Annotated in this window: 13 protein-coding genes, 1 tRNA gene and 1 pseudogene; 6 read left to right on the top strand and 9 right to left on the bottom strand. The window is 50.0% G+C overall.

Annotation, left to right across the window (positions count from 1 at the left end; translation table 11 throughout):
• Positions 1-8 precede the first annotated feature (8 nt).
• The 3 genes from BGL48_RS01250 to BGL48_RS01260 form a co-directional block, all read right to left on the bottom strand.
• A complete protein-coding gene (locus tag BGL48_RS01250; protein WP_069360950.1) occupies positions 9-1,136 on the bottom strand; it encodes a PQQ-dependent sugar dehydrogenase in 1,128 nt (375 codons plus the stop codon).
• 13 nt (positions 1,137-1,149) lie between these two features.
• A complete protein-coding gene (locus tag BGL48_RS01255) occupies positions 1,150-1,389 on the bottom strand; it encodes a YdcH family protein (protein ID WP_069360951.1) in 240 nt (79 codons plus the stop codon).
• 63 nt (positions 1,390-1,452) lie between these two features.
• Positions 1,453-3,366, bottom strand: a complete 1,914-nt coding sequence (locus tag BGL48_RS01260; RefSeq protein WP_069361023.1) for a hypothetical protein — start codon at positions 3,364-3,366, stop codon at positions 1,453-1,455.
• A 238-nt stretch (positions 3,367-3,604) separates the two neighbouring features.
• Between BGL48_RS01260 and BGL48_RS01265 the strand changes: the two genes are divergently transcribed.
• A tRNA-Asn gene (locus BGL48_RS01265) sits at positions 3,605-3,680 on the top strand.
• A 121-nt stretch (positions 3,681-3,801) separates the two neighbouring features.
• On the opposite strand, the gene BGL48_RS01270 is transcribed toward BGL48_RS01265, so the two are convergent.
• Positions 3,802-5,409, bottom strand: coding sequence for a peptide ABC transporter substrate-binding protein (locus BGL48_RS01270; RefSeq protein WP_069360952.1), 1,608 nt, complete (start codon positions 5,407-5,409; stop codon positions 3,802-3,804).
• A 321-nt stretch (positions 5,410-5,730) separates the two neighbouring features.
• Here BGL48_RS01270 and BGL48_RS01275 point away from each other — a divergent pair, with 321 nt between their 5' ends.
• Positions 5,731-6,351 (top strand): glutathione S-transferase family protein, encoded by a 621-nt coding sequence (locus tag BGL48_RS01275; RefSeq protein ID WP_069360953.1) that lies wholly within the window; start codon positions 5,731-5,733, stop codon positions 6,349-6,351.
• Positions 6,352-6,403: 52 nt separating this feature from the next.
• Here BGL48_RS01275 and BGL48_RS01280 read toward each other — a convergent pair whose 3' ends face one another.
• A complete protein-coding gene (locus BGL48_RS01280; RefSeq protein ID WP_069360954.1) occupies positions 6,404-7,066 on the bottom strand; it encodes a glutathione S-transferase in 663 nt (220 codons plus the stop codon).
• Positions 7,067-7,154: 88 nt separating this feature from the next.
• Entirely contained in the window at positions 7,155-7,733 is a 579-nt protein-coding gene (locus BGL48_RS01285; protein WP_235607551.1) for a hypothetical protein, read from the bottom strand.
• Positions 7,734-7,876: 143 nt separating this feature from the next.
• On the opposite strand from BGL48_RS01285, the gene BGL48_RS01290 reads away from it, so the two are divergent.
• Positions 7,877-9,433, top strand: coding sequence for a cryptochrome/photolyase family protein (locus BGL48_RS01290; RefSeq protein WP_069360955.1), 1,557 nt, complete (start codon positions 7,877-7,879; stop codon positions 9,431-9,433).
• A gap of 48 nt (positions 9,434-9,481) precedes the next feature.
• Here the strand turns inward: BGL48_RS01290 and BGL48_RS01295 are convergent, their stop codons facing one another.
• A complete protein-coding gene (locus BGL48_RS01295) occupies positions 9,482-10,120 on the bottom strand; it encodes an OmpA family protein (RefSeq protein ID WP_069360956.1) in 639 nt (212 codons plus the stop codon).
• Positions 10,121-10,405: 285 nt separating this feature from the next.
• Here BGL48_RS01295 and yiaY point away from each other — a divergent pair, with 285 nt between their 5' ends.
• Positions 10,406-11,554, top strand: a complete 1,149-nt coding sequence (gene yiaY / locus BGL48_RS01300; protein WP_069360957.1) for an L-threonine dehydrogenase — start codon at positions 10,406-10,408, stop codon at positions 11,552-11,554.
• 96 nt (positions 11,555-11,650) lie between these two features.
• Here yiaY and BGL48_RS01305 read toward each other — a convergent pair whose 3' ends face one another.
• Positions 11,651-12,664 (bottom strand): 2-hydroxyacid dehydrogenase, encoded by a 1,014-nt coding sequence (locus tag BGL48_RS01305; protein ID WP_069360958.1) that lies wholly within the window; start codon positions 12,662-12,664, stop codon positions 11,651-11,653.
• Between the two features lie 164 nt (positions 12,665-12,828).
• A pseudogene (locus tag BGL48_RS01310) lies at positions 12,829-15,003 on the bottom strand (TonB-dependent receptor domain-containing protein).
• Positions 15,004-15,155: 152 nt separating this feature from the next.
• On the opposite strand from BGL48_RS01310, the gene BGL48_RS01315 reads away from it, so the two are divergent.
• Complete coding sequence (locus BGL48_RS01315) at positions 15,156-15,848, top strand: riboflavin synthase (protein WP_069360959.1); 693 nt, start codon at positions 15,156-15,158, stop codon at positions 15,846-15,848.
• A gap of 287 nt (positions 15,849-16,135) precedes the next feature.
• Positions 16,136-16,999, top strand: coding sequence for an MIP/aquaporin family protein (locus BGL48_RS01320; RefSeq protein WP_069360960.1), 864 nt, complete (start codon positions 16,136-16,138; stop codon positions 16,997-16,999).
• Positions 17,000-17,095 lie beyond the last annotated feature (96 nt).

Raw genomic sequence — 17,095 nt, forward strand, 5'->3', positions numbered from 1 at the left:
ATAATGGTCTACGACTGAGACAATGGTGTGACCCGCAATACACTGCCATTTCTTCTATCAGTGAGGATGAGTAAACTGCCGTCACGTGCTTGGATCACATCGCGAATGCGGCCAAACTGACCGTCGAACATTCGTTCTTCATGTGTGACTTGGCCGTTCTCCAGCTCTAACCTGACCAGTAAGCCAAACTTTAACGACCCGAGCAGTAAATCTTCCTTCCACATGGGAAACTGCTGGCTGTTCACCATCGTCATGCCTGATGGTGCGATAGAGGGATCCCAGTAATACACAGGTTGGCGCATGCCGGGTTTGGATGTGCCTTCTCCGATTTGTGTGCCCAGCCCATAGTTTACGCCATGTGTTATGGTCGGCCAGCCATAGTTTTCGCCGGCGAGGATAACGTTGAGCTCATCGCCACCTTGGGGGCCGTGCTCATGGGCCCAAATACGTGTGCCTGTGTTATCGAGGGCGATACCTTGGATATTTCGGTGTCCGAAACTAAACACTTCAGCACGTTTGTCATTCACCTGTGTGAAAGGATTAGTCTCTGGCACTGTGCCATCAAGATTAAGACGCACGAGCGTGCCCAGATGATCGTCGGCAAACTGCGCGCGATCGCGGTGGCCACGATCGCCGAGCGTGATATATAGGTGCTCAGAGGTGGCCAATAAACGACTGCCAAAATGGCGCCCGCCACTGCGCTTGGGAAAGGCTTTAAAAATAACACGACTGTCAATCAGTACATCCTTAGACAGTGTGGCCATCATTACCTCAGTCCCGGCTTGTCCTCGCTCGTCGACGGCGGCGTAGGAAAGATATAAACGCTGGTTGGTCGCAAAATCAGGTGCTAGGGTAATATCTAATAGTCCTCCTTGTCCCTCTTGAAACACGTTTTTTGGGGTGCCTAAAATGGAGACGACTAATCCATTGGGTGTCAGCCGTTTAAGCTTGCCGTTGCGCTCGGTAATCAGTAGATCGCCATCCGGAAGCTCAGTGATCCCCCATGGGTGAGAAAAGCCGGATTTCAGTGTTTCAACACGAAGGCTCACCGCCTCCGTGTTGATGGTTTTCGCCACTGCAGCCCCTATTGTTCCTAGAAACAGAACCACCAAGCACAATGAATGCGACAGACGCATTACTCACCTCCCATTAATGTGTGCGTAGCTTTTCGTACAAGCGGTCTTTGAGGTGCGCGCGCTGTCGTTTCATCGCGGTAAAGACATCGTCGCTGGTGGGAATTTGGTTCATCTCTAGACCACGAATATGGTGATCGAGCTGATGATAGCGGTGTGCATCGAGCTGAAACGCGGGGTCATGTTGCTTAAGGTGGTGGATACGATCGCGATGCTCCGGGAAATCAAAAACGAGTGCGTGGTTTTCTCCTTGCATAAAGCCTCCTTTTATCGGCCAACTCCTTCTAAGGTTAGGCCTGCTTACGCTATTATCCAAATTTCATCGATGAGAATCACGGTAACCTAGCTGGCGAGTTGACTCGGTGTTTGTCTTTTCCGGGAAAGCGACGCGTTGGCCATCGGTCTTCAGAAGGCCAATGGTGTGTGGAGAGCCATCTTCATTGAGGGTGACTAACCCCACGGCACTGGCATTGACCAGCCGCTTAGGGCCTGGCGTATCAGGATCGCGCCGATCAATGCGCATACGCTTACGTTTAGTGAGCCAATTCAGTGGAGACAGTGGGCTGAATAAAACGCGATCGCACCACTCGCAAACGGTGAGGAGTGGCTCGGGGAAGCGATTTTTGAATCCACTAGCGGTTATTTGCCACAAGCGCGGACTATGGGTGCGAAATCGGATTCGGATATCATAAGCAAACGAGTAATGCACATCCCCAGATAAAATCACATAATTGGTGGGTGTACGTTGATGGCGAAAAATACTCAGCAGGGTGTTGGCACTCCCTGGGTGGGCCATCCAGTTCTCGGCGTCGACGACAGTGGGGACGCCCAGCCAGGTCGCGACTCGTTGCAATACCTCAATAAACTTAACCCCGAACATGGGGGCAGCAGAGACAATCACTGCGCTATCATGCCTTAACAGATCATGTTGAAAATCCATCAGTGCTTCCCAGTCCATCAGGCCCGACGGCTTATTCATTCGTGACTCAGAGCGCCAGCGACGTGTGCGTGTATCTAACACGACGAGATGTGGCGTTGTTGGCACCGTGTAATGCCAGTGTTCAAAACGCAGACATTGCGCCACCATGGCCTGATGAGCCTCTGTTTGTGTGTCCGAGTAGCGAATATCAATGGGCTGATAGACGCTTTGGCGGGCCGTAGTGAGAAAGTCTTGGCTAAAGTTGTCGGGAGCATTGCCCCAACCTTGGCACAACCAATACGCCATGAGGCCATTGCCGATAATACGGCGAGAAAAGGGGTTAAAATACGCGGCTTGCTCCCATCCGACGGTGATATTCCAGTCATCTGTGATGTCATGATCGTCAAAGATCATATAGGTTGATAGGTGTGCGAATAGTCGCTGTACCTGAGGCAAGCCAGCGCGAAACACATCCAAGGTGGCTTTTTCTTGTTGATAGCGCGCGCGTTGGTCGTCGGTGAGTCCACTGGGGGGTTGATGGTCAGCGCTGTCTGTTAGTTTCCAAGGAACCGGCGACCATACCAGCAAATACATGGCGACATGCTCTGCAAAGCTTATCAAGTGATTAGAGACGGTTTTGGAGGTAAAAATAGGCAGTGGTTGCCCAAACAGTTTTTCTAAGCGGTTGCCCCTTTCTGCACGCTGGTTAGGGAGGAGTTTGCCACGTTGAGCATAGCTGTCCGGGTGTGTATCCAACGCCCGGCAGTCGACAATGGGCGCGTCTTCAAAAGACTCATTTTTGAGATCTAATACGGCAATTAACCGGCGAATACGCTGCAGCATCGGCGTGGCGACGTCATCGGCATAGATTTGATCGCCACTCATGATCAACATATTGGGCCATTGTGTCATCGGGGTCGTGGACAAATGTTGGTCGAGGGTCACGAGGGCATCATCGCAGCGATGATGCGGATGTCGGCACGAGCCATGCGCGATATGGGTGGCTTTTGAGGGAATACAAAAAGAGGGAGCGCGTTCGTTGTCATATAAGACATCCGGTTGGATGTCCGCTATTCCACTGCCGTTGATCTGTATGTCGTATGACAATGGTCGATCGACGGGAAACCCATGCGCTGAACGGAGATGATGAAGCACGACCCACGCATGCGCGCCAATACGAAACCAATGCCCAGCTGACAACGGCATGGATGCTAATATCTGGTTGTGCTGATAAACGGAGACGGTGCCATCGTCGGGCTTTTGTGTCAGCACTGACCATAACGTCACTTCATGCTGTGTCGTCCGCCGTAGCATGGGGCCGGCAATAAACAGTGGGAGCGATGTGTCTTTGTCCAATGTCTCTGGGTCCTCGAAGTCAGCTGCAGTGTCGTATATTTGCACTTTTACCTACGTCAGTGCAAAGGTGATCGTTTAATCGTCTGATTTGTTGCCTTTTTAGCCATTCGAGCCGAGTGTGTGGGGATTTATTGAAAAAAGGGTTGCACCGAGATAATGGATTGCCTATCATCTCGCTCGTTGTCGCAAAGACGATTCCCCCATAGTTCAGTTGGTAGAACGCCGGACTGTTAATCCGTATGTCACTGGTTCGAGTCCAGTTGGGGGAGCCAAATTGATAAGAAGCGCTAGCCGAAAGGCTGGCGCTTCTTTGTTTGTGCTTATCAATAAAAACGCCACGCGTCAAAGCGTGGCGTGGGTCTTAGTGATCGATCACGGCTCATTCAGTGGCGATCAATTTTTGGTGATATATAGGTTACGTGTATACCGAAGCTTGTTAGGGTTATCGATGTTATACCCACCGACTTTCGGGCTTTTAATCACGCTGCGGGTATAGAAATACAGTGGGATCGCCGGCATATCGTGGGCGAAAATCCGCTCTGCTTCTTGGTAGTAAGCTTTGCGTTTATCGGGCTCTGCGACCGTTAATGCCTGATCAAGTGCCTTGTCATAGTCTTTGTTGCCCCAACTAGTTTCATTCATGCCATCACTACTGAAGTAACTCAGGAATGTAGAAGCTTCATTGTAATCGCCAACCCACGCATAACGTGCAACTTCAAAGTCTTTTTGCAGAAGCTTTTGCAAAAAGGTTTTCCATTCTTGGTTGGCCAAGTTGACATTGACAGGAAGGTGACGCTTCCACATAGACGTCACGGCTAACGCCAGTTTTTTGTGTGACTCCATGGTGTTATAGACCAGCTCAAACTCCAGAGGGTTATCTTGGGTAAAGCCGGCTTCTGCCAACAAGACTTTGGCTTTTTGATAGCGCTCATCTTGGCTCATTTCCGCCCATTCGAGCTTAGGTGGCTCAAAATGGTTGATAGCTGGCGGTGTGGCGCTATATGCCGGAAGCTGGCCTTGACCGAGAATAATGTCGGTAATGATGTTTCTATCAATCGCATACGACAAAGCCTTACGGACTCGCACATCGTCAAAAGGCGCTTTCTCTGTATTAAACAAATAATAATAGGTCCCCAAAGACGGCATAGTGATCAACTCATCAGGGCGTTCCTTTTTAATCTGATCAAAGGCCTCAAGTGGAAAGCTTGAGGTGATATCAATTTCACCGGTACGGTAGCGGTTGTATTCAGCGTTGACATCACTGGAGGCGACATAAGAGGTTTTATCAATCACCGTTTCGTCGTTATTCCAATAAAGCGGGTTACGGGCTAAATCAATTCGTTCGTTAATCACCCAGTTGGTGAGGTTATACGCGCCAGAGTTGACCATATTATCTGGACGTGTCCAGCTATCACCAAAGGCTTCCAACGCATGCTGTGGCACCGGATAAGTAGACGAGTGGGTGAGCATATTCGGGAAATAGGGCGTGCGGCGCTCAAGGGTAAATTCCACCGTGTGATCGTCGATGGCTTTGACGCCAAGCTGCTCCGCGGGTTTTTCGCCGTCGGTGATCGCTTTGGCATTTTGGATATTGGCTGTCCCTAGGTACCAGGCATAAGGCGCGCCAGTGACCGGGTCAACCACGCGCTGTAGTGTATACACCACATCGGCGGCGGTAATGGGCTCACCGTCAGACCATTTGGCTTTGCGAAGGTGAAACGTATAGGTTAGCCCGTCTTCGCTGACCTCCCAATCCTTCGCCAGCCCCGGTACTACGTCGCCATTTGGATTGCGTACCATCAATCCTTCAAACAAATCGGAGATGATTTTATTGCTGGCACTATCACTGGATTTGGTGGGGTCTAACGTGGGTACTTCCCCCGCGACGCCCCAGATAAGCGTTTGGTTTTCGGCAAGGGTGACGTCATCAGGGACTTGTGCGGCAAACGCCGATCCGCTCAATGCGAGTGCTAGCGCACTGGCTAATACCGTTTTTTTCATAATCCTTCCTTGGTTGAGTTCTTTGTTAATAAGCCTTAACAATCAATAGATTAACGCTGATTTACTGGCAGGCCAATACATAATGAAAGAAATGTGACATAGCGGGATAAGCCCTCCGTCATTCGGCATATCCGTTTCAGAAGGAAACATCACAAAAAGCGTATAGCGAGGTGTAACGTATGGCGTTTGCCGGACATCATGGGTTAAGTCTTAAGGTTTTTGGCAGGTCTTCCCGATGACTTGCTATGGATAGAGGATTATGCGAGCCTCGAAGACGCAGACGAGCAAGGAAAAGCGTTGTAGCGTGACAAGGAGAGCAAAATGAAAATTTATGGGCATCCGCTATCGATTAACGTTCAGAAAGTGATGTGGCTAATCGATGAGTTAGATTTAAGTATCGCGCTAGAAGAAGTCGATATTCATCATAATCGACATGACGCACAAGCGCTCGCACAGCGGTGTCCGATGCGCCAGGTGCCCGTACTTGAAGATGGCCCTAATAGTGTTTGGGAGTCGCATACCATATTGCGCTATCTGGTCGCGTGTTATGGCAATAAAATGTGGTATCCCGATTGTGCCTTTCAACGTTCCTGTTATGAGCGCTGGATGGACTGGTGCTTGTCTTCGTTCCAGCCCGTGATTAAGGCTGCGTTATTTATGCCTTCAGCGAATGGCGCCGAGGAGCGTCAAACACAGCAGCGAGCGTGGGAACAATGCCGCTATGAGCTTGATAGAATCAATGATGCGTTGGACGATCAGCGTTACCTTACCTCCGATCGGATGACCCTGGCAGACATCGCTGTAGGCAGCTTAATTCATCGCCTGAGTCAGCAAAGTGATTGGGCATTACCGCCTAATGTTGAACGTTGGTATCAGCAACTGGTTGAGCGCCCCGGTTACCAGCGCTGGGTGATGCAGGCAGCGTCAACGCTGCCCACATGATTCAGCCATTGATCCGGGCAAGCGTTCTGGCAAATGATCTCGCTTTGGCAAACTACATCGCTTTGAGTGGGCCGACAACACACAAGGCGTTTTGATAGCCGGGTTGTTGTTCAACGCGTTCAAGGTAGCGAAGAATATTGGCGTGCTGCTGAGCGTCGAGTTGTTTGCGTGCTGCCAACAATGGGAAACTCATTTGAATGTCGGCTGCTGTCAGCGTATCGCCACACAGCCAGGTATGTTTGGCTAAATGCTTATCAATCATTGAGAAATGATCGCGAAGCTGTGGGGCGAGAAACTGTTCAGTCACGCCCTTCATCAGCTTTTTTGCCACGGGGCGAATAAAGAATGGCATCGGTGATTCTGGGATCTTGCTAAAGATCAAAGACATTACCAGCGGCGGCATCAGTGAGCCTTCCGCATAATGCATCCAATAACGATACAGGCCTTTTTCATTATCTGTGGTAGGGGTGAGCGTGTCATCGCCGTACTTGTCGATAAGATATTCGATGATCGCCCCTGACTCGGCAATCACCACATCGCCGTCCTCAATAACAGGCGCTTTCCCCAAACTGTGTATTTCTTTTAGCTCGCGGGGCGCGAGCTTGGTTTTCGGGTCCCGTTGATGCCGTACCAGCTGATAAGGAATCGCAAGCGACTCTAATAACCACACAATCCGTTGCGACCGCGATTGTTCTAGATGATGTAAGATAATCATAATGGACCGTTTTTTGACTGTAATTTAAAACTAGGCTCGGAACTAAGGTACGGCTTGGCACCCAATTCGATCAACGCCTAGCGTGATATCATTGACTTACCGAAGGAAGTACCTGGCCTTCAATACGAAGATCGGGGCTGACTGACTGGATCTCGGTACCGCGGATGTAGAGGTTGCCGCCTACATAGATGTCGTCAGGAATCTTCTCGATGGGCGAATTTGTCAGGTACAAGTTTCCCTCGACGAATAAACGGCGCGGTAATTGGGTGAGCGGCGTGTTGACGAGGCTTAAATCTCCTCGCACGACTAAGTTTGGGGGGAGACGGGTAATCGCGGTATTGGTAAGGTTAATATACCCACCCACTTTCATTCTCGGCAGTTGCCGAATCGCTGTATTGGCGGCATTAAAGTAACCGCCAACATCAAGCCCACGCGGAAGACGAACGATATCACTGGCTTCAATATCCAAGTAACCTTTGGTCTTGAATCCTGCCGGTAGAGCGGTAATTGGGGCAAAGCGAAGTTTCACATTGCCATAATTGTCGATATAGCCATGAAAGCGAAGATCTTGAACAAACTGGCTGGCCGGTTCATTCATGGCACGTGCTGGCTCAGCCACTATCATTGCAATTGGGAGTAAAAACAGCCCGACAAAGAATGCTCTCATCGCCTCGCCGCCACATGGGTGATCAATACTGGCTCTAATGTAGAGGGTTTTCCCTAAGATTCAAGCACTCGCCAGGGTTAATCATCGAAAATGTGGTTTGCTGCGTATCGCTTAAGGTTGATTTTACAAATATCGAGGTACCAGTGACTAACCGCCAGTATTCAACATTGCGTCTTGTGTTAGGGGATCAGCTCAACGCCAGCCACTCATGGTATAAAAAGACGGATAAAGAGGTGCTATATCTTGTTGCCGAACTCAATCAAGAAGCAACTTATGTCAAACATCATATCCAAAAGGTGAGCGCTTTCTTTGCTGCCATGGAAGCGTTTTCCCATGCCCTGAGCCAAGCAGGCCATCACGTTTGCTATCTAACCTTGGATGACACGCAACATTACGATAACTTGCCGGCGTTAGTGGCTGATCTGTGCGAGCGCTATCAGATCAAAACGTTTGAATATCAACGCCCGGACGAATACCGGCTAGACGAGCAATTAAAAGAGATGGCTTTACCTCAGGCTGTCACAATGACATGTGTGGACACCGAGCACTTTTTACTGCCGTACGACCAAATACCCAAGCAGTTCACTGCCGATAAACATCGCAAAATGGAGTATTTCTACCGCGATATGCGACGCCAGTTTGGCATTTTGATGGAGGGAGAGTCACCAGAGGGAGGACGGTGGAACTTCGATCAAGACAATCGTAATAAACTCAAGAAAAGCGATTTAGCGGCCATTCCAACCCCCTTAGTATTTAGCAATGATGTACGCGATATTTTGGCGCGTATCGAACGGCATCACGTGGCGACGATCGGCGAGCCAGCGCGAGACTTGCTCTGGCCGGTGACTCGTACACAGGCAAAATCGCTGTTAGACCATTTTTGTCGTCACTGCCTGCCTATGTTCGGTCAATTTCAAGACGCCATGACGGGGCGAAGCGAACACCAATGGAGCCTCTATCACAGCCGTCTATCTTTTGCTTTAAACGCCAAGCTATTGCACCCGATGCAGGTGATTGAAACCGCCATCGCTCACTTTCGCGCAACCGACGACGTCAACCTTGCGCAGATTGAAGGGTTTGTGCGACAAATTCTAGGCTGGCGGGAGTATGTACGCGGGGTGTATTGGGCAAATATGCCTGCTTACGCCAATAAAAACGCGTTATCCGCGCAGCGGGCGCTTCCTCGTTTTTTTTGGACTGGCGATACCAAAATGCGTTGTGTTTCCCAAGCTGTCACTCAGTCCTTGCAGACCGCGTACGCGCATCATATCCAACGCTTAATGGTGACGGGCAACTTTTGCCTCTTGGCGGGTATCGCGCCGGATGAGGTCGATGACTGGTATTTGTCGATTTACATCGATGCGATTGAGTGGGTGGAGATGCCAAACACCCGTGGGATGACACAGTTTGCCGATAATGGACTGGTGGCGACCAAGCCGTATGCGGCCAGTGGCGCCTATATTAATCGCATGAGTGACTATTGCAGTGACTGTCACTATTCTGTGAAGGAAAAAACTGGTGAGAAGGCGTGCCCGCTCAACGCCTTGTATTGGCACTTTATGCACCGCCATCGCGAGCGATTTGCGCATAATCCACGTACAGCAATGCCTTATAGAAATTGGGACAAAATGGATGAGGGGCAGCGAGACAAGATCATTAGTCATGCAGATGACTTACTCGACAACCTCGATGCGCTCTAGTGCTGGGAAACGGCGCGTGCACATCCTATGAACGCGCCACGCGCACGCTTATTGCGTATTAGGCACGACTTGAATTTCCACACGGCGATTCAAGGCGCGGTTAGAGGCGCTGTTGTTGGCGACCAGAGGACGCGTTTCACCAAAACCAGAGGTATAAAGGCGCGCATTGTCGATAGACTGGCTAGCAAGATAGCGTTTAACGCTCATCGCACGTCGCTCAGACAGGCCTTGGTTATACGACGCCGCGCCAGTGTTATCCGTATGTCCCTCAATGCTTAAAAAGGTTTTATCGTATTTACGCATGACGTTAGCAACGGCGTTCAGGGTCGGATAAAAGTCAGCGGCAATAGCGTCTTGGTCGAGCCCAAAGGTGATGTTTGACGGCATAATCAGGCGAATATTATCCCCTTCTCGAACGACCTGGATGCCAGAGCCAGCCAATTCCTCACGAAAAGCCTGCTCTTGTTTATCCATGTAGTTGCCGACCGCTGCGCCCCCAATGGCACCAATCGCGGCGCCAATAAATGCGCGCTTGTCTTTGTGGTTGGATGTTGACTTACCCGCGATAGCCCCAGTAATGGCACCAATGGCTGCGCCTTTTTGGGCGTTGGACATTGATTCACACCCGGTGAGCGCCAAAGATGCCGTCAATACTGCCACAGCGGTTAGTGTGTATTTTTTTCCCATGGTTTTCTCTCTGTTTACGCGTTAGCTTCCATAACCTATCGCACGTTAGACAGTGTTCTTCAAGAAAGTGTCAAAAAAATGAATGGTTGCTGCCGTTTTAAACGATATGGTGCGCGCCGATGACATAACTCTCAATTTTGCCTTTTTATCTCTGCATCCTGCCAAGCGAATTGCGCTGGATCAAAATGTGACGAACAAACCACGTGTTACAAAAAGGCATCAAAGCAAAAGGGGAGCACCGTTTTCGTGCTAACCCGATTATCCCTACAAAAGGAGCCAACGATTATGTCGAGCACTTTCTTTATCCCAGCCGTTAACCTGATGGGGGCCGGTTGCCTTGCAGAAGCGGCAGACGCGATTCAATCACATGGATTCAAAAAAGCGCTGATCGTGACAGATAAGGTGCTGAACGAAATTGGCGTGGTAAAACAAATTGCAGGCCTGCTTGATAGCCGACAGGTCGACAGTGTGGTCTATGATGGCACGCAGCCAAACCCGACCACCGAAAACGTGGCGCAAGGGCTGGCACTGTTACAAGAGAACCAGTGTGATTGCGTGATTTCACTCGGCGGTGGCTCTCCACACGATTGTGCAAAAGGGATTGCCTTGGTGGCCAGCAATGGCGGGCAAATTGGTGATTATGAGGGGGTTGATCAATCAGCTAAACCTCAGTTGCCGTTAATCGCAATCAATACCACGGCGGGAACCGCATCGGAAATGACGCGTTTTTGCATTATTACCGATGAGGCACGCCACATTAAAATGGCGATTGTCGATAAGCACACCACGCCTATTATTTCTGTCAACGACCCTGAGTTAATGTTGGCTAAGCCTGCGTCATTAACCGCGGCCACAGGTATGGATGCGCTCACTCACGCGATTGAAGCCTATGTGTCTACCGCGGCGACGCCGATTACGGATGCAGTGGCATTAAAGGCGATGACGTTAATTCAACAGCATCTGCGTACTGCTGTCGCTGATGGACAAAACATCGAAGCGCGCGAGCAAATGGCGTATGCCCAGTTCATGGCGGGCATGGCATTTAATAATGCGTCTTTGGGCTATGTCCACGCCATGGCGCACCAGCTTGGTGGCTTTTATGACTTGCCGCACGGCGTGTGCAATGCCGTATTGCTGCCTCATGTTCAGCGCTATAACGCGCAGGTTTGTGCTGAGCGTTTGCGTGATGTCGCCACTGCAATGGGCGTGGATACGGAGAATATGACGGCTGATGAGGGCGCGAAAGCCGCCATCCAAGCGATTCAGTCGCTTTCAACGGACGTAGGCGTTCCTGCGGGCTTGAACGAATTAGGTGCCAAGCAAGAAGATATTGATGTGCTGACTGAAAATGCGTTGAAAGATGCGTGTGGTTTCACTAACCCGAAACAAGCAACACACGACGAAATCGCCAAGATTTTCATGGAAGCCATGTAACGTATCAAAGCGTATCGCCCCATTATAAAGCAGGCCTGATGATTCAGGCCTGCTTTCTTAGTTAGAGGTCAAGATTAATCAATGGCCCAGTCTCGATTAATCACTACGATCTTCCACCTCGGCAATCTGGTTTTGGCAGGCTTGCCCGCTCAGAACGGTTTGAATATTGATTAACGTCGTCTCGGCGATATTGTGCAGTGCTTCTTTGGTCAAGAACGCTTGGTGGCCAGTGATCAAGACATTATGGCACGCTGAAAGGCGACGGAACACATCATCGACAATCACATCATTCGACTTATCTTGGAAAAACAATTCACGCTCATTATCGTAAACATCGAGTCCCAATGACCCGATCCGTCCTTGTTTGAGCGACTCAATCGCGGCAACCGAGTCGAGTAGCTCGCCCCGACTGGTATTAATCACCATCACGCCATCTTTCATTTGCGCAAAGGCGTCGGCGCTAAGCAAGTGGTAGTTATCCTGAGACATCGGGCAGTGCAGGGAAATAATGTCGCTTTGGGCATACAGTGTTTCTTTCGAGACATATTCAGCACCAAGCGCCATTGCTTCGGGGTTTTCATAGGGGTCGTGGCAGAGAATACGCATGCCTAGCCCATTAAGAATGCGCATGGTAGCAATACCGATTTTGCCCGTGCCGATGATCCCAGCTGTCTTGCCATGGAAATTAAACCCAACTAAACCCTCCAGCTCAAAGTTAGCGTCTCGGGTGCGCTGGTATGCTTTATGGAAGCGGCGGTTGAGGCACATCATCATGCCAACCGTGTGTTCGGCGACCGATTCAGGCGAGTAAGCGGGGACTCGTACCACGGTGATGCCCAGCGATTTGGCGGCATCTAAATCGACGCGATCGTATCCCGCGCAGCGCAATGCAACTAAATAAACGCCTGAATCTGCGAGAATTTCTAAAACGGGCCGAGAAAGATCGTCGTTCACGAAAGCACAAATGGCTTGTGCACCTTGCGCCATCTTGGCGGTTTTTTCAGTGAGTAAGAAATCATGGAACTCAAACGTATAATCAAACGCCGCATTCACATGGGAGAAGGCGGATTTATCATACGATTTGGCACTAAATACGGCTATGGTCGTCATTAACTGGCCTCCGAAGCTGTCGAGGAGGAAATGTGATGTGTATCAATAACGTGATTTCCATCAAAAATAAACCCTTAAATTTGTCAGGATAATCGTGCCTGCTATGTATCAACGAACAAAGCCGAACCTATGTCCGGCTCTGACAATTGGGCTTTCCCGCTGGGTTAGAAACGCATCGTGGCATTAATACGGATATCTCGGCCAGCGGCTGGCACACCGGCAGACAGGTAGGGCGTGTAATACTGATCGGTAAGATTAACGATGGTCGCGCGAAGCACAAGATCATCGCTGGGTTTCCATTCACCGTACAGGTTTTGAAAAAAGTAGGCGTCACTGGCTACGTTGGCTGTATGCAAAGAAGGCTCGTCGGGAACTCGGTCCTGCTCATCCCAGTATTGGCCTTGCCATCCGAGTTGGACGGTATCCGTCAATTGGTGTCCAATCCCTAACTTGGCATTGAGTGGTGGGTTTTCATACCAGTATTCGTCCTCGCCGGTGCTATCGCGCAATGAACCTTTGTGTTTACCTCTCACCATGGAAACAGACGCGTCGGTAAACCACTCGCGAAGACGATATTGCAGTTGTGCGTCGAAGCCGTAAGTATAGCGCCCGTCCAGGTTGGTGTAATAGCCCTGTTTTTGTTTGGTCGCATTGACCCCCCGGCGCTGGGCAACATCATGAATAATATCATTCCAGAATAGTGTGACTTCGGAAGCGAGATGATCGCCTTCAGTCAACACATTTTGACGTGTATCAGACAGACCCAATAGATACGCGTTGATACGCGTGACGGAAAGATCGCGACTCGATTATGCCCGTTTTGAGGCCTTGGCATATTGCACCGTATATAACTCATCGATGGTTGGCGCTTTCATGCCGTAGGCATACGCGGCTTTGAGCTGCGTCGATGCGCTGACATCATAAGTTAAGGCAACACGCGGCTCCCAACCCTGATGACTTATCGCGCTATAATCATGACCTACCGATGGATCGTTATAATCAGGCGCCGGATTTGGCACACCTTGTGAACGAATATGGTTATAGCGCAGCGAGGCGGTAAGTTCGAGATCTGGGGTAATAAAGTACTTATCTTGTACAAACACACTGGCGGTTTGTTGCTCCCCTGATGGCTCAAAGTTGGGCGTGTAGTAGCCGTTGTTTTTCGCCGGCCTGTTACGATAAGTGTGATTGTAAACGTGCGAGTTTCTGTCCTGGTTCTGGTACTGCGCCCCCACCATGATTTCATGATCACCGATGTGACTGGTGTTGGTTAGCTCGGCAAACCAACGCTCATAGGACAACCAAACTTGGTGGCCGTATTGGCCTGATGTGATGTAAGACTGATAGGTACTATCTGGGCGCTCCCAATAGCGATGGTTTTGTGAATGCGCGATCACGACACGGGTGTCGATATTGTCGTTAAACGGTTGATAGTGATAATTCAACGTACTGGTGTATTCGCGATAATGATTATCTACTGAAGTGGCAAACACTGCCGCTTGGTAGCTACCATATTTATTGATTTTATAATCACTGATTGAAGGCATGGCACCGCGACGATTCGCCCATGGCTTTCTTCCCTTATCGTCATAGCGGGTGTGGCTGAGCATCATACTGTGCGCGTCTGACTGGTAGCGAATCTTACCCAACAAACTGTGCTGACGGTAACCAGAGAACGTAAAAACATCACCGTTGCCCAGTTCGATATCATCGGCATCACGTCGAGAGCCGTGCAACAGCACTGACCAGCCAGAGTCAGAGGCACCATAGGTGGTCACACTGCGTTTCCATTGTTCGTTGACACTGTTGAAGCCGGCTTGCGCCATCGCGCCAATCGACGAATCAGGATCAAGAAAGTCAGCCGCTTCTTTGGTTTCCATGATAAAGCTGCCACCAAAGGCCCCCACACTGGCACGTACATTATGATCGCCTCTGACCACGCGCACGGACCGCAGTAACTGAGGATCAAGGAAGAAGCTACCGTAGCGATACTGTTGAAAACCGACGGGGGCACCATCGACCCGGACAGAGAGTGCCGAAGGATGAGAAAAGCCCCACACATTGATACGTTCACTGCCTGGCCGTGCGCCAGCGTCGAGTGAGACGCCGGGCATCTTCATGACCAACTCACCGATGTTATGCGCCTGTTCACGTTGGATATCGTCCAGCTCTAACGTCGACTGTCCGGGGGATATAAGGGTGATAGGGTGGTTTAACTGCTCTCCTTGTATCTCAATGGTTTCAATGCTGTTGGATGAGGGGTTTGTGGCTGCACCGGCGGTATGGGCGCCCACGGCAAAGGCTGCCAAAACGGTAAAGCGTAGAGAGTGATACGGCATACTGATAATACTTTACTGACGTATAAAAGTGCGCACTATACGCCAGCGCTTGATAACTAGCAATGCTAATGAGATTGATTATCAGTTATGTGTGTTGGCCATTTTTGTTGCCAAGCAGTATGATACTGGGAAATGCTCAATAGGATATGCCCATGTTTACCGGAATTATTCAAGCGGTGGCAAATATTGAAGTTTGTCGCGATCATCAAGGTATTCGAACATTCGATATTCGTTTCCCTGATGGCTTTTGTGAGGGGTTGGCGGTAGGAGCCAGCGTTGCTATTGATGGTGTGTGCTTGACAGTGACTGAGCAGCTTGAACAGACGCTGGTTCGCTTCGATGTGATGGTACAAAGCCTCGCGATTACGACGCTAAACAGCATCAAAGCTGGGGATACGGTGAATGCTGAACGTGCCGCGAAAGATGGCGCTGAAATTGGCGGGCATCCGTTATCGGGGCATGTCGATTGCCGTGCGACCTTATCGGATGTGCTGGTACAAGAAGAAAATTATCGTTTGCGCTTTTCGGTACAGCCCGAATGGATGCGCTATGTCTTTTCCAAAGGCTATATTGCCATCAATGGTGCGAGTTTGACCATCGCCGAGGTGAACAAAGACCAAGGCTGGTTTGATGTTTGGCTTATTCCTGAAACGCGTCGCATGACAACGTTCGAGCGAAAGTCGGAAGGGGATCAAGTCAATATCGAAATTGAACGCCAGACGCAAGTCATGGTAGATACGGTGCGCGAAACGCTCAATGAGCAACTGGGCCCTTTACTTCCTGTCCTTGAATCGCTTGCGAAAGAGCAGGGAATTGACCTAGATGCAATCGGTATCTCTAAATAACGATGAGTTAACAAATAAGAAACACCCTCTCAAGTTGACTCATACCATAACAGACGGGGCGAACGACGCGCTGCCTGCCTTCCAAGCTGCTTAAACTCTCCTTGCTCACTTTGTGCGCGAACTTGCTCAAATGATGATGTGGTTAACAAAAATGTCAGTATTGCGACACAAAATTATGCTCGAACGCTCATTTTTGTTGTGAGTTTGTTTTCGAGATGCTGTGATTATGCAAAATGACAGTGTGGTTTTGAACGTGTAACCCTACTAACAGTGACAAGGATAATCATATGAAAAAAGCATCGTCGACTCTATTAGGAGAGTGCGTGTCCGAGTTTATCGGCACGGGCTTACTCATTTTCTTTGGTGTGGGCTGCGTGGCCGCTTTAGTGCTCACCGGTGCTGACTTTGGTCAGTGGGAAATCAGTATTGTATGGGGCTTTGGTGTCGCCATCGCCATTTACTGCACCGCAGGGGTGTCCGGCGCGCATATTAATCCAGCTGTTACCATTGCGCTTGCGGCTTTCCATGGCTTTGAGAAAAGTAAAGTTGTTCCTTATATCATCTCGCAAATGCTCGGCGCGTTTGCCTCGGCTGCACTCGTGTATAGCCTTTATAGTAACCTTTTTGTCGAGTGGGAAATGGCCAATAATGTTGTGCGGAGCAGTCCTGAAGCCTTAGCAACCGCAGGTATCTTCTCAACCTATCCGCATCAAGCCTTGTCTTTCATGGGGGCTATGGCGGTTGAGTTTGTGATCACGGCAGTATTGATGTTCGGGATTCTCGCACTGGGTGATGAAAACAATGGTGCGGCTCGTGGCCCAATGAATCCACTGCTAATTGGTATTCTTATTGCCGTCATTGGTGGCTCTTTGGGTCCATTGACTGGGTTTGCGATGAACCCAGCGCGTGACTTTGGTCCGAAACTGTTCGCCTACTTCGCTGGATGGGACTACGCCCTGACGGGTGCGCGTGACATTCCATACTTCATTGTCCCTATCGTCGCCCCTATTTTGGGTGCCTGCTTTGGCGGTTGGTTGTATCCGAAAGCGATTGCCCCGTATCTGCCACAGGCAGGCCATGGTTGTACGATTCCCAACCAGTGTGACGATGATGAGCTGGCTGAGACGGAAACGCGAGAAGTCAACGCATAACTCAGCACTGTACGCAACATGAAATCAAGCAATGCGCGACATTGAGCCTCGTCCAAAATGACACATGACGCGAAATGTCGCGATACAGACTAAAAT

The organism is Salinivibrio sp. SS3, assembly GCF_001722105.1.
GTDB classification, from domain to species: domain Bacteria; phylum Pseudomonadota; class Gammaproteobacteria; order Enterobacterales; family Vibrionaceae; genus Salinivibrio; species Salinivibrio kushneri.

Excerpts from the sequence above, each read along its gene's own strand:
- BGL48_RS01250 (WP_069360950.1), bottom strand. The coding sequence starts at position 1,136 with ATGCGTCTGTCGCATTCATTGTGCTTGGTGGTTCTGTTTCTAGGAACA.
- BGL48_RS01255 (WP_069360951.1), bottom strand. The coding sequence starts at position 1,389 with ATGCAAGGAGAAAACCACGCACTCGTTTTTGATTTCCCGGAGCATCGC.
- BGL48_RS01260 (WP_069361023.1), bottom strand. The coding sequence starts at position 3,366 with ATGCTACGGCGGACGACACAGCATGAAGTGACGTTATGGTCAGTGCTG.
- BGL48_RS01270 (WP_069360952.1), bottom strand. The coding sequence starts at position 5,409 with ATGAAAAAAACGGTATTAGCCAGTGCGCTAGCACTCGCATTGAGCGGA.
- BGL48_RS01275 (WP_069360953.1), top strand. The coding sequence starts at position 5,731 with ATGAAAATTTATGGGCATCCGCTATCGATTAACGTTCAGAAAGTGATG.
- BGL48_RS01280 (WP_069360954.1), bottom strand. The coding sequence starts at position 7,066 with ATGATTATCTTACATCATCTAGAACAATCGCGGTCGCAACGGATTGTG.
- BGL48_RS01285 (WP_235607551.1), bottom strand. The coding sequence starts at position 7,733 with ATGAGAGCATTCTTTGTCGGGCTGTTTTTACTCCCAATTGCAATGATA.
- BGL48_RS01295 (WP_069360956.1), bottom strand. The coding sequence starts at position 10,120 with ATGGGAAAAAAATACACACTAACCGCTGTGGCAGTATTGACGGCATCT.
- yiaY (WP_069360957.1), top strand. The coding sequence starts at position 10,406 with ATGTCGAGCACTTTCTTTATCCCAGCCGTTAACCTGATGGGGGCCGGT.
- BGL48_RS01305 (WP_069360958.1), bottom strand. The coding sequence starts at position 12,664 with ATGACGACCATAGCCGTATTTAGTGCCAAATCGTATGATAAATCCGCC.
- BGL48_RS01315 (WP_069360959.1), top strand. The coding sequence starts at position 15,156 with ATGTTTACCGGAATTATTCAAGCGGTGGCAAATATTGAAGTTTGTCGC.
- BGL48_RS01320 (WP_069360960.1), top strand. The coding sequence starts at position 16,136 with ATGAAAAAAGCATCGTCGACTCTATTAGGAGAGTGCGTGTCCGAGTTT.